Annotated in this window: 12 protein-coding genes and 1 pseudogene; 7 read left to right on the top strand and 6 right to left on the bottom strand. The window is 37.6% G+C overall.

Translation table 11 applies throughout. From position 1 onward, the window contains the following. Nucleotides 1-39: 39 nt before the first annotated feature. A complete protein-coding gene (locus tag GQ596_RS03620; protein ID WP_160400322.1) occupies nt 40-1,971 on the bottom strand; it encodes an ABC transporter ATP-binding protein in 1,932 nt (643 codons plus the stop codon). A gap of 198 nt (nt 1,972-2,169) precedes the next feature. On the opposite strand from GQ596_RS03620, the gene GQ596_RS03615 reads away from it, so the two are divergent. Further along, on the top strand, nt 2,170-4,347 hold the full coding sequence (locus tag GQ596_RS03615) for a phage holin family protein (RefSeq protein ID WP_160400321.1): 2,178 nt from the start codon (nt 2,170-2,172) through the stop codon (nt 4,345-4,347). Between the two features lie 60 nt (nt 4,348-4,407). Here the strand turns inward: GQ596_RS03615 and glyA are convergent, their stop codons facing one another. The 5 genes from glyA to GQ596_RS03590 all read right to left on the bottom strand — a co-directional run bounded on the left by glyA (nt 4,408) and on the right by GQ596_RS03590 (nt 12,157). After that, a complete protein-coding gene (gene glyA / locus GQ596_RS03610) occupies nt 4,408-5,664 on the bottom strand; it encodes a serine hydroxymethyltransferase (protein ID WP_160400320.1) in 1,257 nt (418 codons plus the stop codon). 346 nt (nt 5,665-6,010) lie between these two features. Then, the gene (locus tag GQ596_RS03605) at nt 6,011-7,612 is read right to left on the bottom strand and encodes a hypothetical protein (protein ID WP_160400319.1); all 1,602 of its coding nucleotides are present in this window, start codon (nt 7,610-7,612) and stop codon (nt 6,011-6,013) included. 434 nt (nt 7,613-8,046) lie between these two features. Then, on the bottom strand, nt 8,047-9,522 hold the full coding sequence (locus tag GQ596_RS03600) for a hypothetical protein (protein WP_160400318.1): 1,476 nt from the start codon (nt 9,520-9,522) through the stop codon (nt 8,047-8,049). Between the two features lie 328 nt (nt 9,523-9,850). Beyond that, nucleotides 9,851-10,552 carry a response regulator gene (locus GQ596_RS03595; protein ID WP_160400317.1) on the bottom strand — a complete coding sequence of 234 codons (702 nt, stop codon included), beginning with the start codon at nt 10,550-10,552 and terminating at the stop codon, nt 9,851-9,853. 15 nt (nt 10,553-10,567) lie between these two features. Further along, complete coding sequence (locus GQ596_RS03590) at nt 10,568-12,157, bottom strand: sensor histidine kinase (protein WP_160400316.1); 1,590 nt, start codon at nt 12,155-12,157, stop codon at nt 10,568-10,570. Between the two features lie 275 nt (nt 12,158-12,432). Here GQ596_RS03590 and GQ596_RS03585 point away from each other — a divergent pair. The 6 genes and pseudogenes from GQ596_RS03585 to citF form a co-directional block, all read left to right on the top strand. Next, nucleotides 12,433-13,725: pseudogene (locus tag GQ596_RS03585) on the top strand (2-hydroxycarboxylate transporter family protein); the annotation flags it as partial. 89 nt (nt 13,726-13,814) lie between these two features. Further along, on the top strand, nt 13,815-14,660 hold the full coding sequence (locus tag GQ596_RS03580) for a fumarylacetoacetate hydrolase family protein (RefSeq protein WP_160400314.1): 846 nt from the start codon (nt 13,815-13,817) through the stop codon (nt 14,658-14,660). A 4-nt stretch (nt 14,661-14,664) separates the two neighbouring features. Continuing rightward, nucleotides 14,665-15,699, top strand: a complete 1,035-nt coding sequence (citC, locus tag GQ596_RS03575) for a [citrate (pro-3S)-lyase] ligase (RefSeq protein WP_160400313.1) — start codon at nt 14,665-14,667, stop codon at nt 15,697-15,699. A gap of 21 nt (nt 15,700-15,720) precedes the next feature. Further along, nucleotides 15,721-16,011 carry a citrate lyase acyl carrier protein gene (gene citD / locus GQ596_RS03570; RefSeq protein WP_160400312.1) on the top strand — a complete coding sequence of 97 codons (291 nt, stop codon included), beginning with the start codon at nt 15,721-15,723 and terminating at the stop codon, nt 16,009-16,011. Then, entirely contained in the window at nt 16,008-16,895 is an 888-nt protein-coding gene (citE, locus tag GQ596_RS03565; RefSeq protein WP_160400311.1) for a citrate (pro-3S)-lyase subunit beta, read from the top strand. Before citD ends, citE begins: the two co-directional genes overlap by 4 nt. Nucleotides 16,896-16,905: 10 nt before the next feature. Then, a complete protein-coding gene (citF, locus tag GQ596_RS03560; protein WP_237398354.1) occupies nt 16,906-18,435 on the top strand; it encodes a citrate lyase subunit alpha in 1,530 nt (509 codons plus the stop codon). The last annotated feature ends 14 nt before the right edge of the window (nt 18,436-18,449 follow it).

Below are 18,449 nucleotides of genomic sequence, written 5' to 3'. Positions count from 1 at the left end.
AATGATAAATAATGCTCAACATGGCTGATTGGCAAAGGGTTATGACTGACTTAACGACTCTAACTGCTCCCACCTTTCAAAGACAGCCTCTAGCTCGGCTTCTTTGTCGGCTAACTGCTGCAATATGGCGTTAGTCACCTCGTGAGGTTGATTAAAAAAGTCGTGATGACTCACTTGCTGTTGCAAATCGGCAATATCGCTTTCTAACTGCTCTAACCGACTTGGCAATTGTGCTAGCTCGCGTTGCTCGTTATAACTCAGCTTAACACGTTTTTTAGTGGCTTGTTCATGACGAGGCAAAGTTGCAACGTTGTTAGCTTCTTTTTTGGCTGACTCAGCATTCTGATTAACCGTCGCCACTTTAACTGGCTGAGCTTGCTGTTGTTGTTGAAGTGCATCGGCATAACCGCCAGCATAAACACCAATACGGCCTTTATCTTCAAAAAACCAACATTGAGTCACCACATTATCAACAAATTGCCGATCATGGCTAACTAACAAAACGGTTCCTTGATAATCGTTGACTAACTCCTCTAACAACTCGAGCGTTTCGATATCAAGATCATTGGTGGGTTCGTCAAGGACTAACAAATTACTGGGTTTTAAAAACAGCTTAGCTAGCAATAAACGATTACGCTCCCCACCAGATAGCGCTCGCACAGGTGTTCTTGCCCGTTTAGGTGGAAACAAAAAGTCTTGCAAATATCCCAATACATGCCGTGATCGACCATTTACCATCACCTCTTGTTTACCTTCAGCCAAATTATCCATCACTGTTTTTTCGGGATCGAGCTCTAACCGATACTGGTCAAAATAAGCTACTTCAAGCTTTGTACCACAATGTACACTACCTGATGTCGGTTGCAAATTACCTAACATCAGCTTAAGCAACGTTGTTTTACCAATACCATTAGGCCCAATCAACGCTATCTTATCACCACGCAACACTTGCACACTAAAATCATTTACGAGCAACTTATCTTCAACTTGATAAGTTACATTATCAAGCTCAAAAACGATCTTCCCTGAACGTAACGCCTCTTCAATTTGCATCTTGGCATTACCCATAACTTGACGACGCTCATTATACTCTTGACGCATTGCCTTTAACGCACGTACTCGCCCTTCGTTACGTGTACGGCGGGCTTTAATTCCTTGTCTAATCCAGACCTCTTCTTGAGCAAGTTTTTTATCGAATTCTGCATTTTGTAACGCTTCAACGCGTAGTGCTTCCTCTTTACCCAACAGATAATTATCGTAATTACCACTCCAAGACGAAATATGCCCTCGATCTAAATCAATAATACGTGTTGCCATTTGACGAATAAACGAACGATCATGAGAGATAAACACAATACTGCCATTAAAGCTTTTTAAAAACTCTTCTAGCCATTTAATGGTCTCAATATCTAAATGGTTTGTTGGTTCATCAAGCAATAAGACTGTCGGTTGACAAACCAACGCCTTTGCTAAAGCCGCTTTACGCAACCACCCACCCGATAACGAAGACAACAACGCATCGCCATCTAACGACAATGACGAAATCACATTACGAATACGGCTATCTAATTGCCAACCATTTTGATGATCTAACTGTTCTTGCAATTTGGCTAATTTAGTTAAATGACTTTCACTAGGATCTTGCTCAATACGGTGGGATAAATCGTAATAATCTCTTAACAACTGCGCCTGTTCGTGCAAACCTTCAGCAACAAAATCAAATACATTACCTTGCACATCACGTGGAGGATCTTGCTGTAAGCGTGACACAATCACATTATTTTCATAAATAATTTGCCCTTCATCTAGTGGCACTTCTTTATTTAGTACTTTAAGTAACGTCGACTTGCCAGCACCATTACGGCCAACAAGACAAACACGCTCGCTTGGCTCAATAGACATATCGATATGATCAAGTAGCGGTGCATCGCTAAATGAAAGATAAGCATTGGTAAGATTAATTAATGACATATTATTGGTTTTTATTGGATATTAAGTAATAAGACGCTATTCTATCACAAAGTTGCCCAAGTCAACTAAATCAAATACCAAAGATACACTAATAGGTCTCACAAATATTAGAAATCACTATTCAGCTCTATCAAAAAAAACAATTACTGTTTATATTAACTAACAAAATATTATTTAGATTTTTATATGAGGATAATTATGAGTCACATGTGGACATTTCAGCGTGTCGGTGGGCTTGATCAAGTTGTATTTAAAAACGCCAATGACATTATCAATTTACCTAATTTAGATCCTAAATTATGGGTAGCACTAAGTTGCCCAACCACAGGTCTTGATTTTGACGAAAGAACCTTAGAACTACTTGATTCAGATAAAGACGGACGTATCCGTATTCCTGATATCCTTGATGCTATTAGTTGGACACAAGACAAAATCACCTCATTTGACAGTATCTTACAGTCCAGTGAAACACTGCCTTTATCCGAAATTAACACCTCGACCCCACAGGGGCAAAAGCTATCGATTACCGCACACAGCATCTTAGCTAGCTTAAATAAAAACGGCATAGATTATTTAACGCAAGATGATATACAGCAATCAATACAAAGCAATGCAAACAAACTTTATAATGGTGATTTAATCTTCCCTGCCTCAAGCGAATTATCGGCTGACATGCAAACCTTTATCCAAACCGCCATCGACACAACGGGTGCACAAAAAGATATGAGTGGACAAGATGGCATCGATCTAAATATTGCCACCACCTTCGTTGACAACCTAAAAACATGGTTACAATGGCAAACACAAATCAGCACCACACCAACTCCATTTAGGGAAAACAGCGCCGAAATTTGGAAGTTAATCGAACAACTCAAACCTAAAATTGATGATTATTTTTTACGGGTTGAACTTGCACAATATGCACCGCAAGCACAAACCTCGCTCAATGTCGATGAAAAATTCATTGTGCCTACACAAAATGGACTATTATCAGACAAAGACTTAACTGAACTACCCCTATCAAAAATCGGCATCAACAACACACTTGATCTTGTCAATGGGCTTAACCCGCTTTGGAAAGCAAAAATTAGCCGCTTCAAAACATTAGTAGAATCATCGCTATCCAATCCCGACCAACTCACCCAACAAGAGTGGCAAGATATTCAACAAAATTTAAAAACTTATGCCACACTAATCAGCGCAAAACCCGAAATAGCGCAATTAACTGTTGCAACAAAACCATCGGCTAGCATAGAAGACATCCCCAACAACACCATCGTTAACTTAGCCAACGGTGACTTACTCAACGAATTTAAACAAATGGTTGAACAAGACAATCAAACACCGATATCCGCATCAGACATAATCACATTAGAAAAGTTAGTTCTATTTCACAAACATCTTTACCGCTTACTGGTTAACTTTGTTTCTTTTGCGGACTTCTTTTCGCTAAAAACACGAGCTGCCTTTCAGCTAGGAAAGCTGTATATTGATGGACGTTGTGCTACTCTCTGTGTTGCTGTTGATAACATTGCCAAACACACAGTAATGGCAAACTATTCCGAGCTCTGCTTACTCTATTGTGAATGCACAAGAAATGGACAAAAAAAGACCATTGCTGCCGCAATAACCGCAGGGCAAGGTGATTTATTGATTGAAGGACGTAATGGCGTATTTATTGACAACGACGGCAACGACTGGGATGCCAATGTGGTCAAAATCATCACTAAACCCATCAGCATACAACAAGCAATTTGGGCACCTTATCAACGAATGGGGCGCGTGATTACTGAACAAATAAATAAATGGGCAAGCAGTAAAGATGCCAACATTGAAAAATCAAGTGAACAGGCACTACAAAACCCAAACAACAAATTTGACATTGGCAAAAGTGTGGGAATTTTTGCCGCAATTGGGTTAGCAATTGGTGCAATCGGCACAGCATTAGCCACAATATTCCAAGCCATTTTTGCACTAGCTTGGTGGCAAGTACCTTTGGTTTTTATAGGATTATTCCTGATTATTTCTGGCCCTTCTGTTATTTTGGCATGGTTAAAATTACGTCGAAGAACACTTGGACCATTACTAGAAGCATCAGGTTGGGCAATTAATGGGCAAGTTAAAATTAACTTAATGTTAGGAAGCTTACTCACCAGTAAAGCCCAGCTCCCTGCCGATGCAAAACGCAATTTGCGTGATCCAATGAAACAACGTCACCACAAACTCGCTATTATTTTTTGGTTAGCAATTTTACTCGGTATTGGGGCTACAGGAGGTTGGTTATGGCATGAGGGTTACCTTGACCATTACATTAAGGAACACAAACAAGAACAGATACAAAATAAAACCGAGACAAACGCCAACATTGATAAATAAAATCAACTTAACAACACATTTCGCCGACAATTGTCGACTGTCGGCGAAATTAAACAACAATCAATGCTGGTAAACCGGCAAACATCGGCAAATAGCTAACACCTTTTCTTTCACGGCTTGAATCGTTTGCTCATCATCAATATTATCTAAAACATCACAAATCCAATTGGCTAAATCACGCGATTCGGCTTCCTTAAAACCACGACGAGTAATAGCCGGCGTACCAATACGCACACCAGATGTTACAAACGGACTTTGCGGATCTTTCGGCACACTATTTTTATTAACGGTAATATTCGCACTGCCTAACGCAGCATCGGCTTCTTTACCAGTAATATTTTTATCAACTAAATCAATTAAAAATAGGTGATTGTGTGTTTCACCAGAAACCACCTTATAACCACGTTTTAAAATCACCTCAACCATAGCTTTAGCGTTTTTCACTACTTGTTGTTGATAAGTTTTATACTCAGGCTCCATCGCCTCTTTTAACGCAACGGCTTTAGCTGCTATTACATGCATTAAAGGTCCACCTTGCGCTCCAGGAAAGACAGCAGAATTTAACTTTTTATATAACTCTTCACTACCACCTTTAGCCAAAATCAAACCACCACGAGGACCCCCAAGCGTTTTATGCGTTGTTGTCGTCACCACATGCGCATAAGGGACAGGATTAGGATAAACCCCTGCCGCAACTAACCCAGCGACATGCGCCATATCCACAAATAAATAAGCCCCCACACTATCGGCGATTTCACGCATACGTTGCCAATCCACTACCCCAGAATAAGCCGAAAACCCACCAATAATCATTTTTGGTTTAGATTCTTGAGCTGTTTTAGCCAACTTGTCATAATCAATACGCCCTGAATCATCAACTCCATAATCCACAATATGATAAAGCTTACCTGAAAAGCTAACGGGTGAACCGTGCGTCAAATGACCACCTTCAGACAAGTTCATACCTAAAACAGTATCACCGGTATTTAAAAGCGCCATATAAACAGCAAAATTCGCTTGAGAACCAGAATGTGGTTGCACATTGGCATAGTCTGCACCAAATAGAGCCTTAGCCCGTTCAATTGCTAATTTTTCAACAATATCAACATATTCACAACCACCATAATAACGTTTACCAGGATAACCTTCGGCATATTTATTGGTTAATTGCGAACCTTGTGCTTGCATTACGCGTGGACTGGTGTAGTTTTCAGATGCGATCAATTCAAGGTGATCTTCTTGACGCTGCTCCTCACCTTTTATCGCATCCCAAAGTTCCTTATCGTACTCGGCAATAGCCATCTTGTTGCTAAACATATTGGCTCCTTATCATCTAATTATACAGTTTGTCGGATTTTGCTTTATTGGCAGCAAAAATGGATGTTACACTCACATGGTTACTTAACAACCAAATCATTTCAATCTTTTTTTATTAGTTATAAGTAATATTAATAAACAGCAATAAAAATAGTAGCGTAACTTTTAAAATAAAATAGCAAACGGATAATCTTATTTAATAGCATTACTCAATGAAATCAATTAAACCATCAAAAAACATCCAGAAAATCCATTGATTTTATTTAGTTTCTTCATAATAAAAAAACACCATTTACCTAATCTTAATAAGATGACAATAACTAACTAGTTCTATAAAGCAAACACATTACGGGGATACACAAAGAGCCTGATCAAATTCATCAGTGATAGGGTTTGAAATAACTGCACCATGCATATAAACCGAATAATAATTATTATCTTTATGATGATTACTTGTCCAATAAGATGCACTATAAAAACCAGTTGTATAAAAACCTAAAGTCCCCCATTCAGAAATTAACCCGCCACCAATTTGTTTTACAGGATACATATTCATATTAGGAGGATAACCATGGTCCCAGCCAATATCTGGTGCCTTATAATTTGTTAATTCCGACACAGTAGGAAGACGATATCCAAGGCTTTCACAATATTCTTTAGTTTTAGTAAAATTACGAGCGACTTGATCATTTGTCACAACAAACCAATGGTTAAGCCTAAAACGGTAGATAGGAATAGTTTGCGCCTTATCGGCAAAAATCGTAAACGTAGTTGGGGTGAAAGATATATCAGCTTGCCCAATAACTGGCCCCAATAAATTAACTTTAACTTTATTCTTTATGTATTGGCCTGTCATGCTATTACTTACCTGTTCAAAACTCAAATTTACTTTTGAATCGGCAGGTTGTTTACTAAAGCTAAGGTCATCAAAATTTGCCCCAGTAAATGTTAAAACAAAATCAAAAGCATTTGAACCACCAGTCGGAAAATTAGTAGAAGGCTGATTAATATCTTGAACCAAATATCCTTTAGGTTGCATATAATTACCCGCCCAATGGCCAGTAACGTTATCCTCCACCAAAATGCCATAGTGACCACTTGGAAACAACCAACATGAATAAGGGTGCGAGACAGTAGGTTTAACATAATAAGATACACGATCATTATCATACATATTTTGATTTGGTATACCATAATCAGAATAAACAACAGCATAATCAAAAGATATATTTACCTGATAAGTATCCCAACAAGGATCGATAAAATCACTGCGACGAAAGGTCTGTTCTCCTATTAAAAAAGCTAGCCTCATAACCCCTTGTCCCCAGGCAATATTATCACCATCATCATCAAAAAAATAACCTTTATCATGACTAAAAGAAAAATTTACCTGATTATTATAGTCATCTAATATAGGAATATCTTTGGGAATCACCATGTTAATGTCAGTAAATGTTTTAACTGTTTCTGGTAACAAAATAGGATTATCTTCAGAAGACGGGTTATTATCGGGTGTATAGAGAACCTTTTTACCATTATCTTCATAGCTAACCCAAAGCGCATCTCGGCTTTTTTCTATTTTTGTTATGCCACCGTCAAAACTTAAATAAGGTGCACTCCCCTCAATGGTATTAGCTGTACTTGCCATTAAGGCCTGTGTCCCCTGAGTATATGACAACAAGACTAGTGGTACAAAAAACAACGAGGATTTAGATAATAATTTGGAAATCGACGATAATTTTGTCGAAAATGGCGTCGATTTCGCTACGCGAAATGACTTCGGTGATAAAAATAACTGTGGCGCCCTATTTTGGCCACTGTGCGAATCAATAAGATTTAGGGCATAGGTTTGGCAGGCCAGATGCCAGATGCCAGATGCCAACCATGGTAATGCATTTTTATTTTCCTGTAAAGTAATTTTTTGTTTTATTTCAATTTTTACATCCATTTGTTTTATTTACGAGCGATTCCTTGCCTGAAAAAACATAAAAATTATAACTTGATGGTGAATAATCTGCCACTTATTTTGCTAATTTATTGTAAAGATTTATTAGTGGTAAGAGGGGTAAAAGTACTGTTTTTTGGGGGTGTTTTTAATAGCTGTTTTTAAAGAAAACTGACCCAAAAAACTTCAATAAAATCAATACCTTTCCTGACCGATTTTTTAGCGAAAAATCAGGCCTTTTTTGTTTTTGTGAATAGAATGAATTGAGTACGATAGTTTCGGCTCGAAGGGCGGCGCTATTGTGGCTTTGCCACAACGGCGTAACCCTAAGGGGAAACGCCCCAACTGGCGCGGGGGCTTTATTCTTTTTTATATTGTCCTCTTAGGCACCATAACCCCCTTCCGCGCCCTAAGGATTAAGGACTAAACGCTAAGAACTAAGGAGTGGTGCAAATAGCCCCAAGACTCCAGAGCGCATGTTTGTGACTGACGTAACCGTCGTTCGAGTTGACAGTGTTAAAGTGGCTATCTGCGCTATCTTTCGTAAAGTATACCGATGATCCCATACTGCCCCACTCTGTAAAAAATCCAGCCCCTATTCGCCGCTGGTAATGATTACCAGATGAGCTACCTAGACCTCTAAAACGTGCATTGGTTAAATCCCTTACCCTAGCCAAACGATAACCCAAACGATCACACCATACGATTTGCGCCTGAGCACCATCACGAAACCTCCTAATAACAAACCACTTCTTTAAGACAAATCCATATTTCACGACAACATTACCACTACTATCCCTTCCCTCCAACTCAAATGTCTGCGGCAATGAGGGTCGAGCAATTGGATCTGGTGTACTTTCTCTTTCCTGAGAACTAACTGGACCAGATAATCCTACTTGGGCACCTGATCCTGTCGAACGAACCGATACCGTTATTCCTCCTCGACTGACAGAAGACCAAGTCAATTGGCTTGCATCAATTCCACTAATATCCAAATAAAAACTCGATCCATTACGACCCGTTGTCGGAAAATTTGAACTATAAGATGACTGAACCAAAAATCCTCTAGCAGGATTCCAAATATCAACTGGACCGGCATACTTATCTGTGCCTAGATTAAGATTCGGTCTTGCGTAACAAATAACGGGCTGTGATGGTAAAGTGATATAATACTCCGCAGTGCCTCCGCTAAAAGTACTACTATTGGGTATACCGTACTGTGTAGCTAAACTTCCTCCTGTGCTACTTAATGTTACTTTATAAGGCGCACTACAAATGTTTAATGTATTACCTCGACTAACAGTTCTACCGTCTTTATCATAAATTGATACCGATACATTCCCTGTCGCCGTTACCTGTCCATCGCCATCATCATCCCCCCACTTTCCTTGGCTAATTAAGCTATTTAAACTGGTAGCCGTTGAACCCGAGGGTATCACCATATGAATATCATTAAATGTAAAATTACCACTAGGTAACATTATCGGGTTTGTCGAACTTGATGTATTGGTCGATGGCGTGATAGTTCTTCCATCTGGCAACTCTATTGCTAAAAAGGTGTCTGTATTGGTTGCCTTACTCCGACCACCATCAAACGTTAAATATGGCGCACTCCCCTCTATGATCCTTGATGTATAAGCCGATAACGCCTGTGCTCCCTGCGTATACGACAATAACAACAATGGTGCAAGAACCAATGCGGATTTAGATAATAATGGTGATTTAAATAGTAATGGCGGTTTGGGTAACCACTTGGATATCGGCGATAATTTTGCCGATGACGGCGTCGATTTCGCTACACGAAATGACTTCGATGATGAAAATAACTGTGGCGCCTGTTTTTGACCACTGTGCGAATCAATAAGATTTAGGGCATAGGTTTGGCAGGCCAGATGCCAGATGCCAGATGCCAACCATGGTAGTGCATTTTTATTTCCCTGTCAAGTAATTTATTGTTTTATTTCGATTTTTATAATTATTCGCTTAACTAATAAGCGATTCCCTGCTTGAAAAAAGCTTAAAAATTATAGCTTGATGGCGAATAATCCGCCACTTTTTTTGTTAATTTATTGTAAAGAATTGTTAGGAGGTAAGTGTGCGTTGCTTTGGCTTTTTTGGGAAGTGGCGGTTTGGTTGGTATTTTTGGGTAGTTATTTTTAGGTAAAAATCAGCCAAAAAACTTCAATAAAATCAATACCTTTCCTGACCGATTTTTTTAATACTTTTCCTTCCCTTAAAGCCTTACTTTCCTAGCCGTTTATATAATCGTTCTGGTCGGCCTATCTTTCCATGATTAAGTTCTACCGTTAGTAATTTGATTTGGACGCAATATTCTAAATACCGCCGTGCGGTTGTTTTACTGATGTTAGCCTTTTCTACGATTTCGTCGACGGTGAGCGCTTTGTCCGTTTGCATAAATAGGTCTTTTACTTTTTGTAATGTGATTTCTTCAATACCTTTTGAGCGGCGATTCATGTTAACAAAGTCTTTGGTTTGTAAGTTGAACAGTTCATCAATTTTGCGTTGATTGACGTGTTTTTGTAGGCTTTGTCGGTATAAAAATAGTTCAAAACGCTCAAGCGAGTGTTTTAGCCGTTGGTAAGATACGGGCTTTATTAAGTAGTCAAATGCGCCATAACGAATCGCTTTACTGCAAGTATCCATGTCGCTTGCTGCGGTAATAAAAATAACATAACTGTTTAGCTGATTATTGATTATATATTCAAATAATTCAATTCCCTGACCATCAGGTAAATAGTTATCAAGCAAAATTAAAGTTGGTTTTAGTTTTTCAACCATAATTTTGGCTTCGTCTAGATTTGATGCGATGCCTATGACTTTGACTTTGGTGTCTTTTTGAATAAATTCTGCATTTAATTCGGCTAATATTGGTTCATCTTCAACAATAAGTACTTTGATGGCGTTTTCTTGAAATTCGTTCATACAATTACCTTTCTATTATTTGGGAATAAATACAGAAAAAATCGTTCCATATGGGATATTATCTTCAAATGTAATGTAACCATTGGCTTTTTTTATGTAGGTTGAAACAAGATGTAACCCAATACCGTGTTCTTTACCTTCTTGAGAGGTAACTCCAGGCTCAAAGATAGAGTTACGAATATCTTGATCAACCCCACAACCTTGGTCACTAATTTCAAGGACAATTTCGTCTGTCGCGTCACTAAGATATAAATAAATTGTTTTATCACCTTGTTCGTTTTTTAAGCTAGCATTGAAAGCATTATCAAGTAAATTACCTAAAATTGACATAAATTCTGTTTCGCTGATAAGTGCCGGTAATGCAATTAATTGGCATGCGGGGTCAAATATGAGTTTTAGGCCGATTTCGTGCGCTTTTGAATATTTGCCAATCAGTAATCCACAAATTGCGGGGATTTGGATATTTTCAGTAATAAAATCCAAATTGTTTTGGTTATCAGCGGATTGTAAGGCGATAAATGATTGTGCTTCTTCATATCGTTTCATATAAATCAATCCCGATAATGTTGCCAACCAGTTAAGATGTTCATGCCTAATAGCACGCAAATTATCGACATATTGGGTTACTTGTGTTAGTTGCATACTCAACAGGTTGATATCGTTAAAATTGCGAAAAGTGATAACCCATCCTTGGATCTTTTCGTCAACAATGATACGGATTCGGTTGGCGATGACGCTGATATCGTTAAAGTAACAGATGTGGTCGTGTATATCTTGATGTTGGTTGTCACTGCCATAAATAAAATCATTAGATTTTATAAAGTCGCTTAATTTACGGTTGATTAACAATTCATCGCTATTAGTAATATCTAACATGCATCTAGCCGATTGGTTAATATTAATTATTTGATAATGAGTATCAATGGCAATAATGCCTTCAAATATGGACTCCATAATCGATTTTTGGCTTTTCACCAACAGTGCTATTTCATTTGGTTCTAGGTTGAGCATCTGTTTTTTTATCGATTTTGAAAAACAAAATGAGAAGATAAATAATGCCCCAAAAAGTAATGAGCAAAAAATAATAATCGGTATAAACTGGCTGATATGTAATTCATAAATATCGTCGATCATATAGCCAACAGACACAATGCCAATGACGTTTCCGTTATCAATAATAGGTGCTTTGCCTCGTAATGCTAAGCCAAGTGAACCTTCACTAATGGTAACACTGCTATTGCCATTAAGAACCTCTCGGTTATCGCCACCAACCATAGGCGAATGCAACGGACTATTTGCAGTATGAAATAGCCGATTGGCATTGGCATCACCAATAACAATATAGCTTGCATCACTTTGTTCAAATATATCGTTAATTAAATTAGCTATTTCATTTGTATCATTATTTTTGACATATTGAATTAAACTTGGTAAAACAGATAACTCTTTTGCTTGAATTTGCGCCTTTTCACCGAGGCTTCTGTATAAATTAGTTTCTGTTGTATTCCAAATGTAGCTTTGCAATAATGCAAGAACAATCAATGAAAACAACAAAAGCGATAAAAATAGCTTTGTTGTAAACGTTAACTGGAATTTTTTTAGCATGTTTACACAACTTTTGTATTAAATGAGAGTAAGTGTAACACAGCATTAAAAAACATATAGCCTTTAAAACCATAAAAACCACAGTTAATTTATGATTTATATCACAAAAATTTTATTAATTTTTTGTAAAGATACGCGCCATTACATTTGAATAAATTAAATCATTTTGGAGAAAAAAAGTAATGGTGAATTTCAACTCATCTGAAAAGAACTATAACAACAAAAAATCAACAAGTAATCCTGTTGAACAAAACCTAAGTGGCTGGCCATACAATTGGTGGCGACTAATGGATAACTATAAAATTGGTGTAATCCCTCTTCCGTTATTTATTATTGCGGGTATTCTTATTTTTTTAGAAGTGTTAGTAACCGGTAAATTACCTAGCGAAATCGTTGTGATGGTCGTTACTTGTGCTTTCTTTGGTTTTTTATGTGGTGAAATTGGTAAGCGTTTACCTATCGTTGGTAAAATGGGTGCTGCGGCAATTTGTGCAACGTTTATTCCATCTGCACTAGTTTATTATGGTATTTTGCCTAAACCAGTTGTTGAAGCAACAACTAAATTCTATAAAGATACCCATATCCTTTACTTATATATCTGCTGTATTATCGTGGGTAGTATCATGAACATGGATAAGCGAACACTTATTCAAGGCTTCTTAAAAATCTTCGCACCAATGCTTTGTGGTGAAATTGTTGGTATGCTTGTTGGTGTGTCTGTTGGTTATTTTCTTGGTTTAACACCATTTGAAACATTCTTCTTCTTAGTATTACCGATTATGGCTGGTGGTGTTGGTGAGGGTGCGATTCCTCTTTCAATCGGTTATGCTGCAATTTTAGGTATGGAACAAGGCGATGCACTTGGTCGCGTGTTACCAATTGTTATGCTTGGTGGTTTAACTGGTATTATCTGTGGTGGTGTTCTTAACCGTATTGGTAAAGCTTATCCACATTTAACTGGTAATGGTCGTTTATTACCTGCGTCTAAAGATGATGAGTCAATGAACCAAAAAAATGCTAAAACTGAAATGGCAATTGACGTTACAACATTTGCATCAGGTGTTTTATTAGCCGCTATCCTTTATATGGTAGGTATGATTGGTCACAAATTAATCGGCCTTCCAGCACCAGTTGGAATGTTATTTGCTGCCGTTTTTGTTAAGTTAGTATCAGGTGTTTCACCAAAAGTATTAAGTGGTTCACAAGTTGTTTATAAATTTTTCCAAACATCTGTAACTTATCCTATTCTATTTGCAGTAGGTGTGGCAATTACTCCATGGGAAAGAATTGTTGATGCTTTCACTATTACTAACTTAATTGTTATTGTTTGTACTGTTGTGAGCTTAGTTACTACTGGTTTCTTTGTGTCAAAAGCACTTGGTATGTATCCCGTTGATGCTGCGGTTATCTCTTGTTGTCAAAGTGGTCAAGGCGGAACTGGTGACGTAGCAATTCTAACTGCTGCTGAACGTATGGAATTAATGCCATTTGCACAAATCGCAACGCGTATTGGTGGTGCAATCAATGTGTCTGTATCATTACTCATTCTGGGCAATTTCTTAGTATAGATTTTACATTTCAAAAAACAACCTTAGTTTATACTAGGGTTGTTTATTTTATAGTTACAATTAGCACAAACAGCTTTTAAGGAGTTTTCATGAAGCTTGTCAGTTATCTTGTCTCTGATAGAGCAAGTTTTGGTCTTCTTACTCACAATGGCATTGTTGATTTAAAACAAAAATTAGGTGATAAATACGCCGATTTAAAATCATTACTTGCCGATGATGAAGGTCTAGCGATGGCTAAAACCTATCTTGATGCCCCAAGCGACATTGATGAACAAGATATTACTTACTTACCGGTTATTCCAAATCCAAATAAAATTTTGTGTGTTGGTATGAATTATGCTGAAAAACGAGCAGAATTTAATGAAACCAGTTCAGCACCCACTCTTTTTGTTCGCTTTCCTGATTCTCAAACAGGAAATAAAACCAATATCATTAAACCAGCTATCACTAATGAATTAGACTATGAAGGTGAATTAGCTATTATTATTGGTAAAGCGGGTTTTCGTATTAGCCAAGAAGAGGCGTTATCTCATGTGGCAGGTTATAGCTGTTATATGGATGGTTCAATTCGTGACTGGCAATATACTTGGTTTACCGCAGGTAAAAACTGGCCAAGCACAGGTGCATTTGGTCCATGCATTACAACAAGTGATGAAATTCCTGATCCCAAAGTATTATCGTTAACGACTTATTTAAATGGTCAAGAAATGCAACATGATTCAATCAAAAATCTTGTGCATACTGTCCCTGAATTAATTTCTTATATTAGTACATTTACCCGTTTATCACCAGGCGATGTGATCCTAACCGGTTCACCAGGTGGTGTAGGGAAAAAACGTAATCCTCCTGTATTTATGCAAGATGGTGATACAATAGAAGTTGAAATTACGGGGATTGGCCGTTTAACCAATTATGTAGTCGCTGAAAAAAGGTAAATTTATGTACGATTTGGTTGATTATACAGTTATTGATATTTCTCAATCAAAACAAGATTATCAAGGTGTTGAGCAGTTATTATCGCGAGCCGATCTTAAGCTAGATTCTCAAGTTACTATTTTTGTTGTGGCAAAATTTAACACTACAATTATTGCTTGTGCAGGTATTGATCGGGATATTATTAAATGTGTTGCTGTTGATCCTGATTATCGTGGTAATCAACTAAATCTGACGTTAATGGATCACACCATAAAATATGCTAACGAGAATGGTTATTTTCACCTTTTTTTATATACTAAACCTGAAAATATAGATTTTTTTAAGGGATGTGGTTTTTATCCTATTGTTGAAATCACCGATCTGGCTGTTCTGATGGAAAACACCCCAGTCGGTATTAGGCAGTATTGTAAAAAACTCAATACGCAACAAAAAGAAGGGGAGAAAATCGGTAGTATTGTAATGAACGCTAACCCCTTCACAAAAGGTCATCAATATCTTATACAGTACGCAGCTAGCCAGTGTGACTGGTTGCACGTTTTTGTTGTTAATGAAAATGCGTCGCTATTTTCGTTTGAGACTCGTTTACAATTAGTCAAAGATGGATCTAAACACATAAAAAATGTTACAGTACACGCAAGCTCGCCTTATATTATTTCAAGAGCAACGTTTCCTACTTATTTTCTAAAAGATAAGGCAAAAATAGATCGAGCTTATATGGGCATCGATCTGCTTATATTCCGAAACTATATCGCGCCAGCACTGAATATCACCTATCGCTTTGTTGGAACTGAACCATATGATGAAGTCACTAAAGCTTATAACGAAGCAATGTCTTATTGGCTTGAAGATAAAGCTATCAGTGTACAATCAGCGATTACTGTTGTTGAGGTTCCACGAATAACCGAAGGGGATACTATTGTATCAGCCTCATTAGTGAGGAAATTATTAGCATCTGAGCAATATGAACAGGTAAAAAAGCTAGTTCCACCAACAACGTGGAATTACCTTTCAGCTAATTTAGATAAATTTAAAATTTAATACATTTTAAAAGGTAAAAAAATGAAAATACAAAAAGAAGCCATGGCAGGGACTCTCGAATCAAGTGATTTGTTAGTCAAAGTCATGCCTAATACCGGGATTGAAATTGTTATTAATAGCGATGTTAATAAACAATTTGGTGATCAAATTCGCGCTGTGGTTGAGCAAACATTACAAGATCTGAACGTAACAGATGGCTTAATTATTATTGATGATAAAGGCGCACTTGATTGTGCTATCAAAGCAAGAATTCAATGTGCAGTATTACGTGGCGCAGAAGAAGAAAACTTAGATTGGAGTAAATTACTATGAAAAAATTACGTCGAAGTATGCTATTTCTTCCGGGCGCAAATGCGGCAATGCTATCAACCTCTTTTGTTTATAAACCCGATTCAATTATGTTTGACCTTGAAGATGCGGTTTCAATTAAAGAAAAAGATTCAGCTCGTTTATTAGTAGCACAAACGTTACGTCTTCCTGTTTATAAAGAGCATGGAATTGAAACAGTGGTACGAATCAATGCACTTAATACTCCATTTGGTTTAAAAGACCTTGAAGCCGTAGTAAGAGCTGGTGTTGATGTTATACGTTTACCAATGACCAACTGTGCTGAAGATATTCACGAACTAGAAGCACATGTAGAACGAATTGAAAAAGAGTGTGGACGTGAAGTAGGCAGCACTAAACTGATGGCCGCTGTTGAATCTGCTCAAGGCGTTGTGAATGCGGTTTCTATCGCTAAATCTTCACCTCGTTTAATTGGTATTGCTCTAGCTGCATTTGACTATCTTGTCGATATGCAAACTGAACGTGGCGATGGTACTGAGTTATTTTATGCTCGCTGTGCTGTTTTACATGCCGCGCGAGTGGCTGGCATTGATGCTTTTGATGTGGTGTATTCAAATGTTAATGACGATGAAGGCTTCTTAAAAGAAGTCAGCCTAATCAAGAAACTTGGATATAACGGTAAATCACTTATTAATCCAAGACAAATTGAACTGTTACACAATGCTTATGCACCAACCGCTGCTGAAGTTGAAAACGCCCAAAAAGTGGTTGAAGCTGCTGAAGAAGGTGAAAGAAAAGGCCTTGGTGTTATTTCTCTAAATGGCAAAATGATTGATGCACCGATTATTGCTCGTGCTAGAAAAGTGATTGAGTTAGCAAAATATTCCGGTGTACGTAAAGAAATTTGATAGGATTAAAATGATGACTTCTATAAATAAAAAAATTGATGATTTGCTTAAACAGCATCCAGATCTCAAGAATATCACGCCATTTATTGACGCTAACGCTACGACTCCTTATTTAAAAGATGAGTCTAAATATACGCGTAAATTGTGTGACTCTATTGAACAAGCGATTCATAAATGTGAATTGCGTGATGGTATGACAATTTCTTTCCATCATGCATTTCGTGAAGGCGATAAAGTTATCAATAAAGTCGTTGAAACAATTAGCAAATTAGGCATTAAAAACTTAACATTAGCATCAAGCTCACTATTAAGTTGTAATTCAGCACTTATCCCTCATATCGAATCGGGTGTGATTACAAAAATCTATACATCGGGTTTACGTGGTAAATTAGCTGATGCCATTTCACATGGTTTGATGGATAACCCTGTTCATATCCATTCTCACGGCGGACGTGTAAAATTGATTCAAAGTGGCGAAATTAATATTGATATTGCATTTTTGGCGGTTTCAACTGCTGATGAACAAGGTAATGCTAATGGTGTATCTGGTAAATCACAATGTGGTGCATTAGGTTATGCTATGGTTGATGCTCAATTTGCTAAGAAAGTCGTATTACTTACTGAAGATATTGTTGGTTACCCAAATCATCCAGCAAGTATTCGCCAAGATCAAGTTGACTATATTGTTAAAGTTGATGAGGTTGGTGATCCAACTAAGATCAGCGTTGGTGCTGCACGTATCACTAGTAACCCTCGTGAACTGATGATTGCGCGTTATGCAGCAGATGTTATTGAGTATTCAGGCTATTTTAAAGATGGTTTTTCTATTCAAACTGGTTCTGGTGCGTCTTCAACCGCAGCAACACGTTTCCTAGAAAATCGTATGCGTGCTAAAAATATCACCGCATCATTTGCTTTAGGTGGTATTACGGCTAGTATTGTTGATCTTCATGAAAAAGGTTTAGTAAAACGTTTACTTGATACTCAAAGCTTTGATGGTACAGCTGGACAATCTTTAGGTCGAAATAAAGATCATATTGAAGTTTCAACTAATGTCTATGCAAATCCAGCCTCTAAAGGTGCTAGTGTCGATGAGTTAGATATTGTGATCCTTAGTGCGTTAGAAATTGACCTTGATTATAACGTTAACGTGTTAACCGGTTCTGACGGTGTTATGCGTGGCGCATCAGGTGGTCACTGTGATACAGCTGCTGGTGCAAATTTAACTATTATTGTTGCGCCACTCATTCGTAGCCGAATCCCTACTGTAATTAAGAAAGTTACAACGGTTGTGACACCGGGTGAAAGTGTCGATGTTCTTGTTACTGACCATGGTATAGCGGTTAACCCTGCTCGTCCTGAAATTGCAGAACGATTAAAAGCGGCTAATTTACCAGTCATGAGTATTGAAGAGCTATATCAACGTGCTGTTTCGTTAACGGGTGAACCAAAACCAATTGAATTTAATGATAAAATCGTTGGTGTTGTTCATTTCCGTGATGGTTCAATCATTGATGTGGTTCGTCAAGTTAAGGACTAATTAACCACAAAGTA

The organism is Gilliamella sp. Pra-s60, assembly GCF_009795755.1.
In the GTDB taxonomy this organism is placed as follows: domain Bacteria; phylum Pseudomonadota; class Gammaproteobacteria; order Enterobacterales; family Orbaceae; genus Gilliamella.
Note: the sequence above shows the minus strand (reverse complement) of the source record. Positions and strands in the feature narration are given on the sequence as shown.